Here is a 17,894-nt window from a genome sequence, read left to right as displayed (position 1 = left end):
AGAATGGCAACAAACTTACAAGACATTATTCGAGCAAATCAAATGCTAAAAGATATTATTACTCACACGCCATTACAAAAAGATCAAGTCTTATCTGAACGGTATGATTGCACGGTCTATTTAAAGCGAGAAGATCTTCAAGTTGTTCGTTCTTTTAAAATAAGAGGGGCTTATTATCAAATTTCTTCATTATCTAAAGAAGAGCTAAAGGCAGGCGTGGTCTGCGCAAGTGCAGGGAATCATGCACAAGGTGTCGCGTATTCGTGTCAAGCGCTTCAAATAAAAGGTGTGATTTTCATGCCTTCAACAACGCCTAAACAAAAAGTAGCACAAGTAGAATTTTTTGGTCGTAATTATGTCGACGTTCGTTTAATTGGAGATACTTTTGATGATTCTTATGCTGAAGCGATGCGCTATCGCGATGAGCATCATATGGCGTTTATTCATCCTTTTAACCAAGACCATATTATTGCTGGGCAAGGAACGGTCGGATTGGAAATTTTAAATGATTTAGAAGAAACACCAGACTTCATCTTTTCCTCCATTGGTGGAGGCGGATTGATTAGCGGAATTTCTACATATATTAAAAGCATAAGTCCTGCTACGAAGATGATTGGCTGTGAACCAGCTGGAGCTGCCTCAATGAAAGAAGCTCTTAAACAAGGGGGCGTCGTAGAGCTACCTGAAATCAACAAGTTTGTGGACGGTGCAGCAGTAAAACGAGTAGGTGAAAAAACTTATGAAATCTGTAAACAATATCTGGATGACATTGTCTTAGTGCCAGAAGGGAAAATTTGCACGACCATTTTAAAGCTTTACAACGAAAATGCTATTGTGGCTGAGCCAGCAGGGGCAATGCCAATCGCCGCGCTTGATTTCTATAAAGATCAGATAAAAGGCAAATCAGTTGTGTGTGTCGTAAGTGGCGGAAATAATGACATTGGACGCATGGAGGAAATTCGTGAACGCTCTCTCGTTTATGAAGGTTTGCAGCATTACTTTATTATTCAGTTTCCGCAACGAGCAGGCGCGTTAAAAGAATTTATTTTAAATGTTCTTGGACCCCAAGATGATATCACACGGTTTGAATACACAAAGAAAAATAATAAATCCAATGGACCGGTATTGATTGGGATTGAGCTAAAGTCAAATCAAGATTATGATGGGTTAATTCAACGAATGGACGAGCTCGGATTTGGTTATGAAGAAGTAAATAAAAATCAAAGTTTGTTTAGCTTGTTGATTTAACGAGAGGGAAAGGTGAAAAAATGAGATTAGAAGGAAAAACCATTCTTGCTGCTGTTGATGAAGAATTTGAAGACTTAGAGCTTTGGTATCCAATTCTACGCTTGCAAGAAGAAGGTGCAACGGTTGACCTCGTTGGGTTAGAAAAAGGAAAAACGTATATTGGAAAATACGGTGTACCAGCAAAAGCTGACTACGCATTTGCGGATGTTCAAGCAGATGACTATGATGGCATTCTTATACCGGGAGGATGGGCACCAGATAAACTTCGACGTTATGAGGATCTGTTAACAATTGTAAAGAAGATGGACAAAGACCAGAAGCCAATCGGTCAAATCTGTCATGCCGGCTGGGTGTTAATCTCAGCGAATATTTTACAAGGTCGACGAGTAACAAGTACACCTGGTATTAAAGATGATATGGTAAATGCTGGTGCAGAATGGCATGATGTAGCGGTTATTGAAGATGGCCACATTGTTTCGAGTCGGCGACCACCTGATTTGCCACCTTACGCAAAAGCATTTGCAGATAGGTTGGCGGCGCGCTAAGATGGAATTCCACTTTTTAGGTACAGGAGCAGGTGTACCAGCAAAAAAACGCAATGTCAGTGCACTTGCGCTCCGTTTCTTGGAACATAAAGGAGACGTCTGGCTATTTGATTGTGGAGAAGCTACACAACACCAGTTTTTACATTCAAAATTAAGTATTCCGGCGATCTCAACAATTTTTATTAGTCATCTCCATGGCGACCATTTATATGGGTTACCAGGACTGTTAAGTAGTCGCTCTTTTCAAGGAGGAAGGATGCCTCTTACAGTTTATGGACCAGTTGGGTTAAAAGCGTATATTCAAATGTCCCTAGCAACAACAAATACGACGCTTAAATATGAGCTTCGTATTATCGAACTTGAGGAAGCGAGTTCGTTTCAAATAGGGGCATGTACGGTTTCTGTATTTATGCTACAGCATCCTGTTCAAAGCTTTGGTTTCAGAATTGAAGAAGAAGCAAAGCCTGGTCGACTTCATGTTGAAGCATTAAAACAAAAAGGCGTGTCTCCTGGTCCTTTGTATGCAGCAATAAAAAAAGGGGAAACGGTTCAACTCGAAACAGGTGAGTGGTTAAATGGCAAAGAGTATGTAGAGGCACCATCAGCAGGGAGGACTGTTGTGATTTGTGGGGATACAGCTCCGACTGAAACGGTGATTTCTTATGCAAAAAATGCAGATGCCCTTATTCATGAAGCGACATTTGCATCTGATCAACAAGCACATGCGAGTGATTTTGGTCATTCCACGATTCAAGATACCGCCAAAATGGCTAAAGCCGCAAACGTCCACAACCTCGTGTTCACTCATATTTCTTCACGATATGCTCGAGATGAAAACGAATATGTTATGGAAGCAAAATCGTCGTTTGAGAAGGTGTTCGTTGCCTATGATTTTCTTGTTTTAACGTTATCTAAGAAAGGTGAGTTATCTTGTCATGAATGACGTAACGGTCGAGCAGCTAGCGAGTCAGTTACAAGACGGCTGGACAGGTTGGCTATATGCTTCATCTCCATTTTGTGGTACGTGTCAATTAGCCGAACAAATGCTACAAATTGTGGAACAGCTAGAAGATATAGAAGCAATCTCCAAACTAAACATTCAGCTTGCACCTCAATTTGCTCAAAGCAATCAAATTGAAAGTGTGCCTGCGATGATTTATTATAAAGATGGAAGACTTCAAAATCGAACGTATCGGTTTGATTCTGTTGTCGATTTACAGAGACTTTTAAAGGAGGGAACACGAGATGTCAACGGCCTATGAAGAATATATGCGCCAAGTTGTATTACCAATGAGAAAAGAATTAACAGATGCAGGTTTTCAGGAGTTGAAAACAGCTGATGAAGTCGATCAGTACATGGGTAACGCAGAAGGTACAACCCTTGTATTTATTAACTCTGTATGTGGATGTGCAGCTGGGCTTGCTCGTCCGTCTGCCATTTATTCACTTCAACATGACCGAACGCCAGATCAACTTGTGACGGTATTTGCAGGTCAAGATCGTGATGCGACGGCTCAAATGCGGGAGAAATTTCCTGAATACGCCCCTTCTTCACCTTCAATGGCACTGCTTAAAGGAAATGAAGTGGTTCATTTTATTCCTCGTGAACAAATTGAAGGTGTAGAGCCAGAAGACATTATTCGTAATCTTGCTACTGCGTATAATGAACATTGCTAAACGTTCTTTTATAAGAACGTTTTTTTCTTAGGAGTGTAATTATGAATGTTGAATTAAAAGAGTTAGGAAGCAATCAAATATGGAGTCTTCACGAGAAAGCGAAAGGTCGTCCGGTTATGATTACATTTTGGACGTCTTGGTGTCCTGATTCCTATCGGGATTTACATGATAAACGTGCTCTATACAAGACGTTGGATGAAGATCAACTTTGTTTTGTGACCATTAATGTTACCGGACGAGAAGGGGATGTTGACCTACAGCAATGGTTAAAGCAGCATGATCATGACTTTCTTGTTTTACAAGATGAAGGAACAAAGGTGTATGATCAGTTTGGTTGCAGAGGTGTGCCAACAACGGTGTTGCTTGATCGGCAAGGGAATGTTACGAAAACGTATGGAGAAGATGCGCTTATTTCAGAGATCATGACAGGACTAGCCGCAATGATTTAAAAAAACAAAGCTTGTCCGTATAAGGGACAAGCTTTGTTTTTATTATTTTGGCTGCACAGCGTAGTAGATCACCGCACCCATTTCTTCAATATTAGGGTAGCCACTTTGTTTATAAATTTCTACAACATGTTCACGATTATAGGGCACACGCTTTAATTGAATGGAGTGATTCCCGTCTTCAATGTCGATGATAATATAAGAAGAAAGAGGATGTCCGTCAAACGGCATACCAACTGATCCTGTATTGACAACGTTCTTTCCGTGAATACTACGAACGTATGGATGATGCGTGTGACCATAAATATAAATATCCGCTTCATCACGAATCATGAGTTCATTTTCAATCTTACTAGAATCGTCTAATGGAACAACATCAAAAAGGCTAGATGGCGTTGCATGAAAGGCATGAACGATTAAATCTTGACCATCATCAATAACAAATTCCGTTGGAAGATTCTTTAGATAGTCTAAATCTTCTTGATCTAAACGGCTTAATGTCCAATCTCGTTCTTTTTGAAATAGGTCAAGGCGTTCTTTAGGAATTTCGCCATCTTTAAATCCACGAATGAGCCATTCATCCGCATTTCCTTTTAACACTTTTGCCCCTGAACCTTGGATTAGTTCGATGACACGCTTTGGTTCTGGACCTCGAAAGCATAGGTCACCTAGTATGTAAATCTCGTCAATTTGTTGGGTTTGCAAGTCATTTAAGACTGCTTCCAAAGCGGTTGCGTTTCCATGAATATCAGATAAAAAAGCAAATCTCATCGTTATGAAGCCTCCTTTCTTGTATTGTAACAGATGCAGGAGCAGTTAGGGAACTAGAATGAACAGAAGGAGGCATTCGGCTGGTAAAGGGCAAATAGACATGTTAAGATTTAGCTGAGAATAAAGCCTCAAGGAGGAAAATCATGTTTATCCGTTCGATTGAACCAACACCGAGTCCGAATACGATGAAATTAAATTTAAGTGAATCACATGGAGGCGCAAGTACAACGTATAACGAAAAGAACAAAGATCAAGCGCCTTCATTTGTCCAAGCAATTCTTGGGCTAGAAGGAATTAAAGCCGTCTACCATGTGGGGGATTTTTTAGCAGTTGATCGCTACCCAAAAGCGGATTGGAAAGTGGTCCTTCCGCAAATTCGTGCTTTATTCGGAGAAGCATCTGAACAGAGCCAAGAGGCGGTTGTTCAAGATGGCTTCGGTGAAGTGCAAGTTCAAGTGCAAATGTTTAAGAACATTCCGATGCAAGTGAAAGTAACCGATGATGAACGTGAGGTAAGACGTGCGTTGCCAGACCGATTTGTTCAAGCAATTGCTGATGCAGAGCAACCTGGCGATAACGTGGTGTTAGAGCGGAAGTGGGCTGACCAAGCACCTCGTTATGGAGAACTTGAGTACGTTGCGGATGAAGTGACATCAGAACTTGAAGCAGCGTATACAGAAAGTCGCCTTCATAGCTTAGTGAAACTTGCACAAGGGGAAAAAGAAGCTGCAGAAGCGTTTGCAGCTCGTTTTAAAGAAGTAACGATAGAGATGCTCCAAGATCCTGATTGGAAAAACCGCTATGCTTCGTTAGAACAAATGGATCCGAAAGAAAAAGATATCCCTGTTTTAGAGGTGGCGTTAAAGGATGAAAAAGCATCGATTCGTCGTTTAGCAACAATGTATTTAGGTATGATTGAAACAGAAAGCGTGCTACCGCTTCTAGAACGAGCTTTAACTGATCCATCTGTGACCGTACGTCGAACTGCAGGAGACTGCATGTCGGATATTGGATCTGAAAAAGGCATCCCTGCGATGGTCGCTTCTTTACAAGATCAAAGCAAAATTGTTCGCTGGCGCGCAGCCATGTTTTTGTATGAAGTGGGAACAGAAGAAGCGATTCCAGCTTTACAAGCAGCCGAAGGCGACCCAGAATTTGAAGTAGCGTTGCAAGTGAAAATGGCGTTAGAACGAATTCAAGGTGGGGAAGCTGCAAAAGGTTCTGTTTGGAAACAAATGACGGAAGCACGAAACAAATAGAAGGAGCACAATCATGACACCAACCATTACGGTTCTTAGAGAAAAGTTAGAAAAAGAAGGAAAAGAGGATCTTGTTGAAATGATTGACGACGCTTCTTCAGGTCATTTAGAAGAAGTGGAGATTGTGCCCTCAATCGGCTTGCTTTATGATCAAGAAGAAAATAAACAGCTGTTAACATGGCTTGAAGAAAAAGGCGTTACGATTACGCATATAACAGATGAAGAATAACGTGTCGTAACGACACGTTATTCTTTCCATTATCTATAGGAGGGATGGCATGCGAAAGCAACCGGAATTACGCTTACCGAAAAAAGCTGTTCAAGTATGGCGCATTCAAAATTCGATTGATACGTTATTTTTTGCTCTCGTTCCAGTTGTTTATTATTTTGTTCAGTTATACATATTTGAATCGTTTTACGCTTGGCTAACTTGGGCTTTTGCTGGTTTTGTCGTTTTATATGGAACGGTTCGTATTCTTATTTGGCCAAAAATACAATGGTATCGGTTTCGCTATGAGGTGTTTGAAGACGAAATTGATATTCAACAAGGTGTGATTATTGTTAGAAGAACCCTTGTACCGATGGTCCGCGTTCAACATGTTGATACAGAGCAAGGACCGATTTTACAACGCTACAAAATGTCGGCAGTCTCCATTACAACAGCCGCTACAACTCACCAGATTCCAACTCTCTTTATTGATGATGCAGACGCGTTGAGGGATCAAATTGCGTCGCTTGCATCGGTGCATGAAGATGAATGAGTTAAAACGCCAACATGCCGCGGCCATCTTTATTAACGCTGCTCGAGGTTTAGTTCAGCTTGCGGTTCCGTTTGCCATTATCGCTTTTTTTCAAGGTGTTTTATGGATCTTTTTTATCGCATTTGCAGCACTCATTCTTATTTCTGTCGGATTTAGCTGGCTAGGCTGGTATAAATTCCGCTATTCGCTTGTTGAAGGCGAGTTGTATATTGAACAAGGTGTGTTTATAAAAAAGAAACGTTACATTCAAAAAAAACGTGTTCAAGCCATAAATATTTCGGCTGGATTGTTGCAGCGTATGTTTGGCTTAGTGAAAGTAAACATTGATACGGCTGGCGGGGGAATGGAGGCTGAGGCTGAACTTGTTGCTGTAACACGAGCAGAAGCGAACCATATCCGTTCACTGTTATTAAAAGAACCAGTACGTTCGGCTGAACCTACTGAGACCGATAAAGAGGAATCAGCGTTCGGCGAAGAACAACAAGAGGAAGAAGCGACGTTTTTTGAACAAGAACCTCATTCTGTTTGGCGTTTAGGTAAGAAACGACTCATCTATACTGCATTAACGTCAAGTAGTGTCGGAATTGTGCTTTCCGCTGTAGCCGCGCTTCTCTCACAAACCGCTCAGTTTATTCCAGACTCTTTTTATGAAGACACATTTGATGCAGTAGTCAGTTTAAGTGTTTTATTTCTCATTTTTATCGCGATAGCAGTCATTTTGCTTTCATGGCTTATATCGAGTTTGATTACAATCGTAACGTACGGAAATTTCACAATCGAGACATACGATAAAGAGTTAGTCATACAAAGAGGTTTACTCGAAAAGCGTCAACTTACGCTTGCTTATAGCCGCATTACGGCGATACGGGTGATTCGTAGCGTCATTCGTCAACCATTTGGCTTCGTTTCGGTCTATGTAGAATCAGCTGGCGGTGGCAATAACAGTGAACAGGGTTCAACGTTGCTCGTTCCGTTGATTCATAAGCGTGATCTGCATCAATTTCTACAAACGATTGTCCCAGACTATGCGATTGATACACCGTTAGCTTCCGCCCCAAAACGTGCGGCGATTCGATTTTTCATTCGTATGCTTAGTTTTCCAGTGATTCTAACAGGTGTAGCAATTTATCTTTGGGGATTAATCGGACTTATTGGACTCATTGTCGTTGCACTAGCGGCACTATTAGCTTGGTTGCAATACAAAGATGCCGGTGCTGGTGCTGGTGGCTCGTACGTATGGATGCGATACCGAACCATTGGGCAGTCATTAATTATTTCACGAAAACGAAAAATCCAGTCCGCAACAAAGCAAGTTTCACTGTTACAAAGAAGGAAAGACTTGGCCACGTTTGAGCTAAATGTACAATCAAGCATGGCAGGGAAATCGTTCGCGGTAAAAGATATAAGTGAAGAAACAGGCGATCAACTCTATGGATGGTATTCTTATCAAGACGAACATGACGACATAAAAAAAGTGTAATCCAACCGGATTACACTTTTTGTTTATTGATACGCATTTGTATAAAGGGCAATCGTACGCTTTCCTTTATCGGTTGTAAATTCAAAGCGATCGTACACCGTATCTTGCTTGTTGCCAGAACCTGAACCAAGTTCACGTTTAAAGTGGTGCTGCACCAAGACAAATTGATCATCGGTTTGATAGGTTAAAAAATTAACACCTTGAAACGTAGAGATGGCATCTGAATGAAACAGCTGATCAATTAGGGAATTGTAGCAGTGTACCAAATCTTTATGGGAGACATGATGCAAAGCAAGATTGTGTTCAAACCCTTGTAAAGCAGCTGGCTCGAGTTCAGTTTTGAAAATAGAATAAGGATTAAACTGATCCTTATCGACTAAAATGAAGTCCCCTTCATTCGGGATAAATCGACTGCCATTTTCGCGAATGAAGATGCCATCTCCTTCATATTTTCCTGATACGAGATGACCTTGTTGATCCCACGTATAATCGAAATGTGTAGCAGTTAAAGGGAGTTGATCTCCTTTAGAATCTTTCAGAAAGTAGTCGTGGCCATCAGCGTGAAACGTATATTCAATATAAGCTGGAATGGTCGCTTCTTCCAATTGTTCGTTTTGTGTTAAGGAGCGATTTTTCTTCCGCTTTTGGCTAGTCATTGTTTTAATATATACTTCTAATGCTTCAAGTTCAGCTGATGACGGAGATCCGTCATTCTTTAAGCGAATGTGACGGCGTTTTAAGTCTGTTAAAATTGAATCGATATAGGATTCATTATGAGTGTGCGTTGATTTTGTTTTTAAATATTGACTAGCAAAAGTATCCACATCATCTTCCGCGTATGGAATCTCGTGAATGGCGATCGTTTCGTTTTGGAAAATAAATTCAGGCAATGTTAATACAGCCTTAATTCGAACGTTTCCACGCCAAGGTTTCTTTGGCTCGGCTAGGACCGAAAGCAATTCGCCTAAATACATTCCTTTTTCACCGAGATCGATGACGAGAAGTTTGCCAATATGTTGTTGCGCTTCATACCGATCCATTTCATCCTCACCTTTATCAAGTAATCTTAACGTTATTATAACGAACAGCGCCACACTCCTGCAAGTGTAGCGCTTCATTCTTTATTCTTCATCTTGCGAATCTGTTTTTGATCCGTAGCGTAATTCTTGTAAACGCATGACGTGATCCATGCGCTCCACTTTGGTTTTTTCCAAATGCTCAATTAAGCGAATGAGAGACAGCTCCATTTTAGAAAGCGAGACAAATACATTATCACGCTGTTCCATTTGGTTCTTTTTTGATAGAGCAAAGAAGGCACCCATTAAATTTGGCATATCTTCTCGTAACAAGCGACGTACTGTATGTTTGTCTTCAAAATCAAAGAGGTGAAAATCATCTTCAAGTCTGCCAACATGCGTTAAAATTCGCTGTAATCGATTATCAAGCATGGGGTCGATTGAAAGTGTGTCCATGGCTTGCACATATCGATTCGCTTCTTGTACAAGTACGCGAATGTCGTTCGCTTGTTCACTTTTTAATTGTTGTTCATGCCCACTCAGTCGTTCTAATGAAACTTCTGACGTTTTCGTACCAACATATGCAAGGTCTAACTGGTGTATACCGTATAATATGCCTTTAAAGTGCGAGACGTTCAAAAGGGAGCGCACATGCATCCGTCCATCTTTTAAATAATGGATCGTCGCTTCTTTCACTTTTCCCATGCCGTTAGAAGACTTGATATATTTTCGATGGCAAACGATCCGAAGCCGTTTATGAATCGGAGAGCGGGAATTTTTTGTGTCAGAAACAATCAATCGAATGTAGTTGTAGTTAATCTTGACTCTGATATCCCAGTCTTTTTGACGCCGGCGGATATTTTTACGCTCATTCTTGCCTGTTGCATTATCAGTCATTCGTTTTAACAATCGTTCCGTATCATTAATTAAGCGGGTCGTTGTTTCGTCTTGAATAATATGATCGTCAACAGGCTTTTTATAAGCAGGTGTGAAGAAATCAAGTAATCCCGTTGTAGAAAATAATTTCACACATCTCTACCTCCTGTTGCTTATCGGTTTAAAAGCTTCGTTTGCATCTCTGAGTTTAATTTATCCATCTCTTCAATAAATTGTTTTCCACTCGTAACAATGCGCTCATTCGATTCTTCAGTTAGCTCAATTGCTTTGTACACATTATCGTACGCTTTTCGAAATGCGTCTAGAGCAATTGCTGGCTCTTCTAATGTTTTTAATGTTTCTTCTGTATTTTGCTTTAATAATTCTGCGTTTGAAAGCAGCATTGATTCGGTTGCTTGGTTGACGTTTTGTACTGCAGATATCACTTTTTTCTGGTTTGTTAACGCAAGCTGAATCGAAGCAGTAACCGTAATAATATTTTTCGTCATGGTAATCGCATTAAAAATGGCTTCTTCAAGCTTTTCATTGTTTTCCATTATAAGGTCAACAGACGCGAGAGATTGCTGAAGCACCATCACTGCTTGCTGCATATTTTTCATTCTTGTTGTCACTTTTACTTGGCCTTTTTTCAATTCATTGGCGTTATCTGCCCATTTTTCGGACGTCATTTCTTTTTCTAACATCTCATGAAGCTCTTGCCCCATAGAGATTTGTTCGTTTAAATTCGTGATTCTTTCTTTGGCAACGACTTTTAGCTCTTTAAGCATGACATTATCTTCTTGTAATTTATCTTTACCAGTGAGCAAGCCTTCAACAATATGATCGACCTGAGCTTCTACCGTTTGATAGCGACGAACATACTGCTCAACAGGGTTACGGCGAATGACGCGATTAAATAATTTTTTGAGCTGTGAATCTTTTAGGTGGTCAGGCTCAAGTTGACCGACAACTTCTCTCAACTCATGTAGCTGTTTTGGCAAGGTGTTGGAATCGTCACCCATCATTTCACGTACTGGACGTTTTAATGCTTCCAAAGATTCCCCAGCTTCACGCTGTTCTACCTCACCTAAGTTATCAAGTTTTTTTAGAAGTTCATTCATGTCGGTCTCGGTTTCTAATGATGGAACATCAGAAGTAGGCGAGCTTGTTTGTTTATCTTCAGCAGTGTTTGAAGGGGAGGAAAGGGACTCCTCAGTATGTTGATGCTGTATTTGTTTATCACTCATGAATGGAACCTCCAACAGAATAATAGATTCGATTACTTTTATATACGTTTAACGAATTAAAAACGTTTCAATCTCTTGCTTTCTATTATGAACGAAAATGGATTGTTAAGCAATTTATTTGAAGGCAAATAGCGGTTTCTCTTAACAAAAAAGAAGTTCAATCTTGACGAATAACAAAATAATCGCTAAACTTCTAACACGGAATATTTTTTTAGGTTATTTTGAAATGTTCGTCTTTACACAATTGTGTATTCAAGGCGAACAAGTATTTTATTAAGCAAGCTTGAATTTTTATTCATTTTAATTGTTTATTATGCAAACTCAGAAGAGGACAAAGCGATGACCGCTTGTCAAAAAAGAAGATTGTTGGAGAGAGTATGAAGAGAGAGGGTGAAACCATGCGAGGTACACACTTACCGCGTAAACAAGGGTTATATGATCCGGATTTTGAGCACGACAACTGTGGCATTGGTTTTTTAGCAAATATCAAAGGAAAGGCCACCCATAAAACGGTCAAAGATGCGCTTTTATTATTAGAAAATCTTGAGCATCGCGGGGGCCAAGGAGATGAAGAAAACACTGGTGATGGCGCAGGAATTCTTACTCAAATTCCTCATTCGTTCTTTCAGAAGCAAGGCATTATTGAGATGGAGCAAGGATCGTATGCAGTGGGTATGGTGTTTTTACCTTCTAATGAAGAAACAAGAAATGCAGTAAAAGAGAGTATTGATACCCTTCTGCAACAAGAAGGATTCGAGCGATTGTGCTGGCGTAAAGTTCCGACAGATGCTTCCATGCTTGGAAATGCGGCATTAAAATCAATGCCCTTTATTGAGCAACTGTTTGTTAAACCAATATCGCCACTAAAAGGCATTGATTTAGAGCGAAAATTATATGTTGTTCGTAAAAGAGCGGAGCATGAAATAAATGTGGCGTCTGAGCATTCATTTTATTTTGCTAGTTTCTCTAGTCGGACTATTGTGTATAAAGGGATGTTGACAACGGCACAATTAACAATGTTCTATTTAGATTTAAGTGATCCTTCTTTTGAATCCGCATTAGCGCTTGTTCATTCAAGGTTTAGTACCAATACCTTTCCAAGTTGGGAACGAGCGCATCCTAATCGATACATGATTCATAATGGGGAAATTAATACGATAAAAGGCAACGTTAACTGGATGCATGCACGAGAAGCAAAATTTGCTACCCCTACGTTTGGTGACGATTTAGCAAAAGTCCATCCGATTATCGATCAAAACGGAAGCGATTCGTCCATGTTTGATAATACACTTGAATTCTTATCGTTAACAGGTCGATCACTTGCTCACGCCGCCATGATGATGGTGCCTGAGCCTTGGCAAAATAACGAACAGATGGACGACCAGCGCCGTGGGTTTTATCGGTACCATAGTACGTTAATGGAGCCTTGGGACGGGCCGACTGCTATTGTTTTCACAGACGGACAGAAAATCGGCGCAACCCTCGATCGGAATGGCTTACGACCATCACGTTATTACGTAACGAGTGACGACATGATTGTGATGAGTTCAGAGGTTGGAGTACTTGACATTCCTTCTCATACGATTGTCAAAAAAGAACGACTTCATCCAGGGCAGTTACTATTAATTGATTTAGAACAAGGCCGCCTTATTCCAGATGAAGAAGTGAAGCAAACGATTGCCTCAGCCCACCCTTACGAAGAATGGGTAAATGAAGGGTTATTGCATATTGACGATGTACGAGAAACAGCGGAAGTGAAGGAAACAGAGTTTGAACAAATTCGCTTACGTCAATTTATTTTCGGCTACACGTACGAAGAATTAAATAAAATGATGATGCCGCTTGTGAAAGAAGAAAATGATCCTGTTGGTTCAATGGGCTATGATTCTCCTCTTGCCGTACTGTCTCAAAAACCACAATTGGTTTATAACTATTTTAAACAGTTGTTTGCTCAAGTCACGAATCCGCCAATTGATGCAATAAGAGAAAAAATTGTTACGGCGCAAAGCACGACAATTGGTAAAGAGGGCAATTTATTAGATCCAAGAAAAGACAGCTGTCGGCATATTCAGTTGGACACGCCGATTTTAAATAATGAAGAGTTAGCAAAACTACGGTTTAATCAAATAAGCGAATTTAAAGCGGAAACGATTCCGATGCTGTTTGAAGCGAATGAACAAGCTCTAGAGCAAGGGCTAGAAAACATGTTTGCCCATGCCGATGAAGCCATTGAAGCCGGGAAAACGTTTCTTATTTTAAGTGACCGCGACGTAACGGAAAACAATGCACCGATTCCGGCTTTGCTCGCTGTTTCAAGTCTGCACCACCATCTTATTCGTACTGGTAAACGAACGGATGTAAGCATTCTCGTTGAGTCTGGGGAGCCAAGAGAAGTGCACCACCATGCGCTTTTAATTGGATACGGAGCAGAGGGAATTAACCCTTACCTTGTTTTTGATACGATTGATGAATGGATTCAAGAGGGCTTGTTAACGGAGTATCATTATGTGGAAGCGTGTCGTCGCTATGTGAATGGTGTTACAAAAGGACTAATGAAGGTTTTGTCAAAAATGGGAATTTCGACCATTCATAGTTACAGAGGGGCACAAATTTTTGAAGCTGTTGGGATTCATACAGACGTCATTGATAAATATTTTACGTGGACGCCGTCTCGTATTGGTGGAATAAAGCTAGAAGATATGGCAAAAGAAGTGTTGTTACGACATTCCCGTGCTTTCACAGATCGCTTCGGTGATGACGATCAGCTCGATTCAGGAGATGATTTACAGTGGAGAAGAGACGGAGAGCCGCATCAATACAATCCACATACAATTCATATGCTGCAACAAGCTTGTCGAACAGAAGATTATTCACTATTCAAGCATTATACGGCAGCCATCAATCAGCAAGACAAAAAACAAACAACCCTTAGAGGTTTATTGACGTTTAAACCGACAACGGCTATTCCGATAGAAGAAGTTGAGTCAGCGTCTACGATCGTGAAGCGATTCCGAACCGGAGCAATGTCGTTTGGTTCAATCTCTAAAGAAGCCCACGAAACATTAGCCATTGCCATGAACCGTTTAGGTGCTAAAAGCAACACTGGTGAAGGTGGGGAAGATCCGGCCCGGTTTTTAGCAGATGAAAATGGGGACCTACGAAGAAGTGCAATTAAACAGGTGGCTTCTGGTCGATTCGGTGTTACAAGTCACTATCTTGTGAATGCAGACGAAATTCAAATAAAAGTGGCGCAAGGGGCTAAGCCAGGCGAAGGTGGGCAATTACCTGGTCAAAAAGTTTACCCGTGGGTAGCTGAAGTTCGAGGCTCTACAACAGGAGTAGGTTTAATATCGCCACCTCCACACCATGATATCTATTCGATTGAAGACTTGGCAGAATTAATCCATGATTTGAAAAATGCAAACCCTTCAGCAAAGGTTAGCGTTAAACTTGTTGCAGGAACAGGGGTTGGAACAATTGCTGCCGGTGTAGCAAAGGGAAGCGCAGATGGCATTATTATTAGTGGCTATGATGGAGGAACCGGTGCAGCAGCGCGAACGAGCATTAAACATACTGGTTTACCTTGGGAGATTGGGCTTGCAGAAACGCATCAAACGTTACTATTAAATAACTTACGAAATCGAGTTACGCTTGAGACTGATGGCAAGCTCATGACTGGTAAAGATGTTGTGATTGCAGCTTTATTAGGCGCTGAAGAATATGCATTTTCTACAGCCCCTCTTGTTGTGCTTGGCTGTGTCGTTATGCGTGTGTGCCATCTTGATACATGCCCTGTTGGCATTGCGACACAAAACCCTGAATTACGAAAAAAGTACACAGGGGAAGCTGACCAAATCGTGACATTTATGACGTATATAGCAGAAGAAATGCGCGAAATCATGGCCCAGTTAGGTGTGAAAACAGTTGATGAACTCGTTGGTCGTTCGGATCTGTTACACCAAAATAAAGAAACAATCAATACAAAAGCGAACAAGCTTGATTTAACAAGCCTATTGTACCGACCGATCCAAACAAAATCGCGTCAAACGAAACAAATGGAACAAGATCATAAATTAGCGCAATCACTCGATGTTCGTGAATTGCTTGAAGCAGCTAAACCAGCAATCGAACAGCAACAACCAGTTACCTATGCAACCTCAATTCGTAACACGGATCGTGTTGTCGGAACCATAGTTGGAAGTGAAGTAAGTAAAGCACACGGATTAAATGGTTTACCAGATCATACGATCCATTTTCAATTTAAAGGATCTGCTGGTCAGAGCTTTGGCGCGTTTATCCCTAAAGGTATGACGCTAACCCTTGAAGGGGACGCCAATGATTATACTGGAAAAGGATTATCTGGTGGTCAACTCGTGGTCCGTCCACCAAAAAATACGACGTTTGTGGCAAAAGACAATGTCATTATTGGAAATACATCTTTTTATGGTGCTACGAGTGGAAAAGCGTTTATAGCTGGCCAAGCAGGCGAACGATTTGGGGTTCGAAATTCTGGTGCTCAAGTTGTTATTGAAGGGATGGGTGATCACGGGCTTGAATATATGACCGGTGGCATCTGTGTCAATCTTGGTTCGATGGGCAAAAACTTTGCCGCTGGTATGTCGGGCGGAACAGCATACGTTTATGACCCAGAACAGATAGTTGCTGAAAAAAGTAATCATGAAATGATTTTATTTGAATCGTTAACCACTGGAGATGAAGTCATTCTGAAAAGCTTAATAGAAGAACATGTCGACTACACGGACAGCGTTCAAGGAAAGACCATTTTAGCGGAATGGGAAACGACAAAACCTCATTTTGTTAAGGTCATTCCAAAAGACTACAAGCAAATGCTTGCTTCCATTGAACGAAGAAAGCAAGAAGGCCTTAATGAAGCTGATGCGGCGTTAGCGGCTTTCGACGAAAAAATTACAAAGCTTTCAAATGTATAAATAGAGAGAAAGAAGGGCGTTTGATCAAAGCGTCCTTTCTAAAAATGATGTAAGGAGTGAGCGCAAAATGGGGAAGCCGACAGGATTTATGGAGTATAAACGTGAAGTACCTAAGAAAAAAGATCCAATGGCAAGGGTGAAAAATTGGCAAGAGTTTCAAATTGTCGTACCCGAACAGCAACTTCAGCGACAAGGCGCGCGCTGCATGGATTGTGGCATTCCTTTCTGTCAAGCAGGAACGTCAATGGCAGGTTCCGGTGAAATCGGGTGTCCTGTTTATAATCTAATCCCAGAATGGAACGATCTTGTTTACCGAGGCAAATGGAAAGAAGCATTAGATCGACTGCATAAAACAAACAATTTTCCAGAATTTACTGGTCGGGTTTGCCCAGCCCCTTGTGAAGGATCTTGCACGGTAGCGATTAGTGATGACCCGGTTACCATAAAATCAATAGAGTTTAGTATTGTAGAAAAAGGATTTAAAGAAGGTTGGATTCAGCCGAATCCGCCTAAGCAACGTACCGGTAAACATGTTGCCGTTATTGGTTCTGGTCCAGCAGGTTTAGCGAGTGCAGCCCAGTTAAATAAAGCAGGGCACACGGTCACCGTTTTTGAACGAGAAGATCGACCTGGAGGTTTACTGACGTATGGTATTCCCGATGTGAAATTAGCTTACGAAGTCGTGAATCGGCGCATTGCATTATTAAAAGAAGAAGGAATTTTGTTTCGAACGAATGTATCAGTTGGAGAAGACATTACGGCTGAAGAACTAGATGAACAATTTGACGCCATCATTTTAGCGACAGGTGCGACAAAACCAAGAGAAGTGGATCAAGAAGGGCGCCAATTAAGCGGCATTCATTACGCGATGGACTTTTTGACAGCCAATACGAAGAGCTTGCTTAATTCTAAACACCAAGATGGTGAATACATTAATGCAAAAGATAAAGACGTCATTGTGATCGGTGGAGGAGATACAGGTGCAGACTGTATTACCACATCAATCCGTCACGGTGCTCGATCCGTAACCCAATTTGATATTAATGAACAAAAACAAGCGATTCGCCAAATTAACAATCCTTGGCCGTTATATCCGAATGTTTATGCAGAAGAAGATGCGCATAAAGAAGCAAAAGCCATATATGGGGCAGATCCTCGTAGTTACAAATTGCAAACGTCAAAATTCGTCGGCAACGAATCCGGTCAATTGGTAGGTTTGGAAACCATTCAAGTTAATACTGCTTGGAAAGACGGAAAGAAAGTCCGTACACCGATTGAAGAATCAGTGAAAAGGTGGAATGCAGATCTTGTACTTCTCGCTGTTGGTTTTTCAGGAACAGAAGGGAAATTGCTTGACCAAATGCAAGTAAAACAAACCGCTCAACAAACGGTTGAAGCAGAATATGGCCACTATCAAACGAATAAACCGCATATTTTTGCAGCAGGTGATAATCGTCGTGGCCAAAGTTTAGTTGTATGGGCCATTCACGAAGGCCGCGAAGCAGCTCGGGAATGTGATCGTTACTTAATGGGTAGCAGTCAATTACCATAATGTTTCATTTTTCAAAAATGTTCTAGACCATCCCGCGCTAGTCATGGCATAATAGAGAAAACATTGA

Annotated in this window: 16 protein-coding genes; 12 read left to right on the top strand and 4 right to left on the bottom strand. The window is 41.0% G+C overall.

Annotated features, from left to right (window positions below; all coding sequences use genetic code 11):
• The first annotated feature begins 3 nt into the window (after positions 1-3).
• The 6 genes from ilvA to ABC361_RS10265 are packed head-to-tail and all read left to right on the top strand — an operon-like array spanning position 4 to position 3,919.
• Positions 4-1,248, top strand: coding sequence for a threonine ammonia-lyase IlvA (gene ilvA / locus ABC361_RS10290; RefSeq protein ID WP_413073899.1), 1,245 nt, complete (start codon positions 4-6; stop codon positions 1,246-1,248).
• A 20-nt stretch (positions 1,249-1,268) separates the two neighbouring features.
• On the top strand, positions 1,269-1,793 hold the full coding sequence (locus ABC361_RS10285) for a type 1 glutamine amidotransferase domain-containing protein (protein ID WP_413073898.1): 525 nt from the start codon (positions 1,269-1,271) through the stop codon (positions 1,791-1,793).
• A gap of 1 nt (position 1,794) precedes the next feature.
• A complete protein-coding gene (rnz, locus tag ABC361_RS10280) occupies positions 1,795-2,736 on the top strand; it encodes a ribonuclease Z (RefSeq protein WP_413073897.1) in 942 nt (313 codons plus the stop codon).
• The gene (locus ABC361_RS10275; RefSeq protein WP_413073896.1) at positions 2,729-3,055 is read left to right on the top strand and encodes a thioredoxin family protein; all 327 of its coding nucleotides are present in this window, start codon (positions 2,729-2,731) and stop codon (positions 3,053-3,055) included. Before rnz ends, ABC361_RS10275 begins: the two co-directional genes overlap by 8 nt.
• Positions 3,039-3,470, top strand: coding sequence for a BrxA/BrxB family bacilliredoxin (locus ABC361_RS10270; protein ID WP_413073895.1), 432 nt, complete (start codon positions 3,039-3,041; stop codon positions 3,468-3,470). The genes ABC361_RS10275 and ABC361_RS10270 overlap by 17 nt, the downstream gene beginning before the upstream one ends.
• 41 nt (positions 3,471-3,511) lie before the next feature.
• A complete protein-coding gene (locus ABC361_RS10265; RefSeq protein WP_413073894.1) occupies positions 3,512-3,919 on the top strand; it encodes a TlpA disulfide reductase family protein in 408 nt (135 codons plus the stop codon).
• A gap of 42 nt (positions 3,920-3,961) precedes the next feature.
• On the opposite strand, the gene ABC361_RS10260 is transcribed toward ABC361_RS10265, so the two are convergent.
• A complete protein-coding gene (locus ABC361_RS10260; RefSeq protein WP_413073893.1) occupies positions 3,962-4,687 on the bottom strand; it encodes a metallophosphoesterase family protein in 726 nt (241 codons plus the stop codon).
• 143 nt (positions 4,688-4,830) lie between these two features.
• On the opposite strand from ABC361_RS10260, the gene ABC361_RS10255 reads away from it, so the two are divergent.
• The 4 genes from ABC361_RS10255 to ABC361_RS10240 are packed head-to-tail and all read left to right on the top strand — an operon-like array spanning position 4,831 to position 8,187.
• Positions 4,831-5,946 (top strand): conserved virulence factor C family protein, encoded by a 1,116-nt coding sequence (locus tag ABC361_RS10255; protein ID WP_413073892.1) that lies wholly within the window; start codon positions 4,831-4,833, stop codon positions 5,944-5,946.
• Positions 5,947-5,959: 13 nt separating this feature from the next.
• Positions 5,960-6,175, top strand: coding sequence for a hypothetical protein (locus ABC361_RS10250; protein ID WP_413073891.1), 216 nt, complete (start codon positions 5,960-5,962; stop codon positions 6,173-6,175).
• A 49-nt stretch (positions 6,176-6,224) separates the two neighbouring features.
• Entirely contained in the window at positions 6,225-6,707 is a 483-nt protein-coding gene (locus ABC361_RS10245; RefSeq protein ID WP_413073890.1) for a PH domain-containing protein, read from the top strand.
• Entirely contained in the window at positions 6,700-8,187 is a 1,488-nt protein-coding gene (locus ABC361_RS10240) for a PH domain-containing protein (RefSeq protein ID WP_413073889.1), read from the top strand. Before ABC361_RS10245 ends, ABC361_RS10240 begins: the two co-directional genes overlap by 8 nt.
• A 23-nt stretch (positions 8,188-8,210) precedes the next feature.
• Here the strand turns inward: ABC361_RS10240 and ABC361_RS10235 are convergent, their stop codons facing one another.
• The 3 genes from ABC361_RS10235 to ABC361_RS10225 all read right to left on the bottom strand — a co-directional run bounded on the left by ABC361_RS10235 (position 8,211) and on the right by ABC361_RS10225 (position 11,200).
• The gene (locus ABC361_RS10235) at positions 8,211-9,227 is read right to left on the bottom strand and encodes a DUF2777 family protein (RefSeq protein ID WP_413073888.1); all 1,017 of its coding nucleotides are present in this window, start codon (positions 9,225-9,227) and stop codon (positions 8,211-8,213) included.
• Between the two features lie 81 nt (positions 9,228-9,308).
• Positions 9,309-10,232 carry a hypothetical protein gene (locus ABC361_RS10230; RefSeq protein ID WP_413073887.1) on the bottom strand — a complete coding sequence of 308 codons (924 nt, stop codon included), beginning with the start codon at positions 10,230-10,232 and terminating at the stop codon, positions 9,309-9,311.
• Between the two features lie 20 nt (positions 10,233-10,252).
• On the bottom strand, positions 10,253-11,200 hold the full coding sequence (locus ABC361_RS10225; RefSeq protein WP_255225363.1) for a toxic anion resistance protein: 948 nt from the start codon (positions 11,198-11,200) through the stop codon (positions 10,253-10,255).
• Positions 11,201-11,724: 524 nt separating this feature from the next.
• Here ABC361_RS10225 and gltB point away from each other — a divergent pair.
• Together gltB and ABC361_RS10215 are read left to right on the top strand one after the other, a co-directional pair.
• Positions 11,725-16,275 carry a glutamate synthase large subunit gene (gene gltB / locus ABC361_RS10220; protein WP_413073886.1) on the top strand — a complete coding sequence of 1,517 codons (4,551 nt, stop codon included), beginning with the start codon at positions 11,725-11,727 and terminating at the stop codon, positions 16,273-16,275.
• Positions 16,276-16,342: 67 nt separating this feature from the next.
• Entirely contained in the window at positions 16,343-17,827 is a 1,485-nt protein-coding gene (locus ABC361_RS10215; RefSeq protein WP_413073885.1) for a glutamate synthase subunit beta, read from the top strand.
• The last annotated feature ends 67 nt before the right edge of the window (positions 17,828-17,894 follow it).

Source organism: Shouchella phoenicis, from assembly GCF_047238345.1.
Taxonomy (GTDB): Bacteria; Bacillota; Bacilli; order Bacillales; family Bacillaceae_D; genus Shouchella.
Note: the sequence above shows the minus strand (reverse complement) of the source record. Positions and strands in the feature narration are given on the sequence as shown.

Excerpts from the sequence above, each read along its gene's own strand:
- ilvA (WP_413073899.1), top strand. The coding sequence starts at position 4 with ATGGCAACAAACTTACAAGACATTATTCGAGCAAATCAAATGCTAAAA.
- ABC361_RS10285 (WP_413073898.1), top strand. The coding sequence starts at position 1,269 with ATGAGATTAGAAGGAAAAACCATTCTTGCTGCTGTTGATGAAGAATTT.
- rnz (WP_413073897.1), top strand. The coding sequence starts at position 1,795 with ATGGAATTCCACTTTTTAGGTACAGGAGCAGGTGTACCAGCAAAAAAA.
- ABC361_RS10275 (WP_413073896.1), top strand. The coding sequence starts at position 2,729 with ATGAATGACGTAACGGTCGAGCAGCTAGCGAGTCAGTTACAAGACGGC.
- ABC361_RS10270 (WP_413073895.1), top strand. The coding sequence starts at position 3,039 with ATGTCAACGGCCTATGAAGAATATATGCGCCAAGTTGTATTACCAATG.
- ABC361_RS10265 (WP_413073894.1), top strand. The coding sequence starts at position 3,512 with ATGAATGTTGAATTAAAAGAGTTAGGAAGCAATCAAATATGGAGTCTT.
- ABC361_RS10260 (WP_413073893.1), bottom strand. The coding sequence starts at position 4,687 with ATGAGATTTGCTTTTTTATCTGATATTCATGGAAACGCAACCGCTTTG.
- ABC361_RS10255 (WP_413073892.1), top strand. The coding sequence starts at position 4,831 with ATGTTTATCCGTTCGATTGAACCAACACCGAGTCCGAATACGATGAAA.
- ABC361_RS10250 (WP_413073891.1), top strand. The coding sequence starts at position 5,960 with ATGACACCAACCATTACGGTTCTTAGAGAAAAGTTAGAAAAAGAAGGA.
- ABC361_RS10245 (WP_413073890.1), top strand. The coding sequence starts at position 6,225 with ATGCGAAAGCAACCGGAATTACGCTTACCGAAAAAAGCTGTTCAAGTA.
- ABC361_RS10240 (WP_413073889.1), top strand. The coding sequence starts at position 6,700 with ATGAATGAGTTAAAACGCCAACATGCCGCGGCCATCTTTATTAACGCT.
- ABC361_RS10235 (WP_413073888.1), bottom strand. The coding sequence starts at position 9,227 with ATGGATCGGTATGAAGCGCAACAACATATTGGCAAACTTCTCGTCATC.
- ABC361_RS10225 (WP_255225363.1), bottom strand. The coding sequence starts at position 11,200 with ATGAATGAACTTCTAAAAAAACTTGATAACTTAGGTGAGGTAGAACAG.
- gltB (WP_413073886.1), top strand. The coding sequence starts at position 11,725 with ATGCGAGGTACACACTTACCGCGTAAACAAGGGTTATATGATCCGGAT.
- ABC361_RS10215 (WP_413073885.1), top strand. The coding sequence starts at position 16,343 with ATGGGGAAGCCGACAGGATTTATGGAGTATAAACGTGAAGTACCTAAG.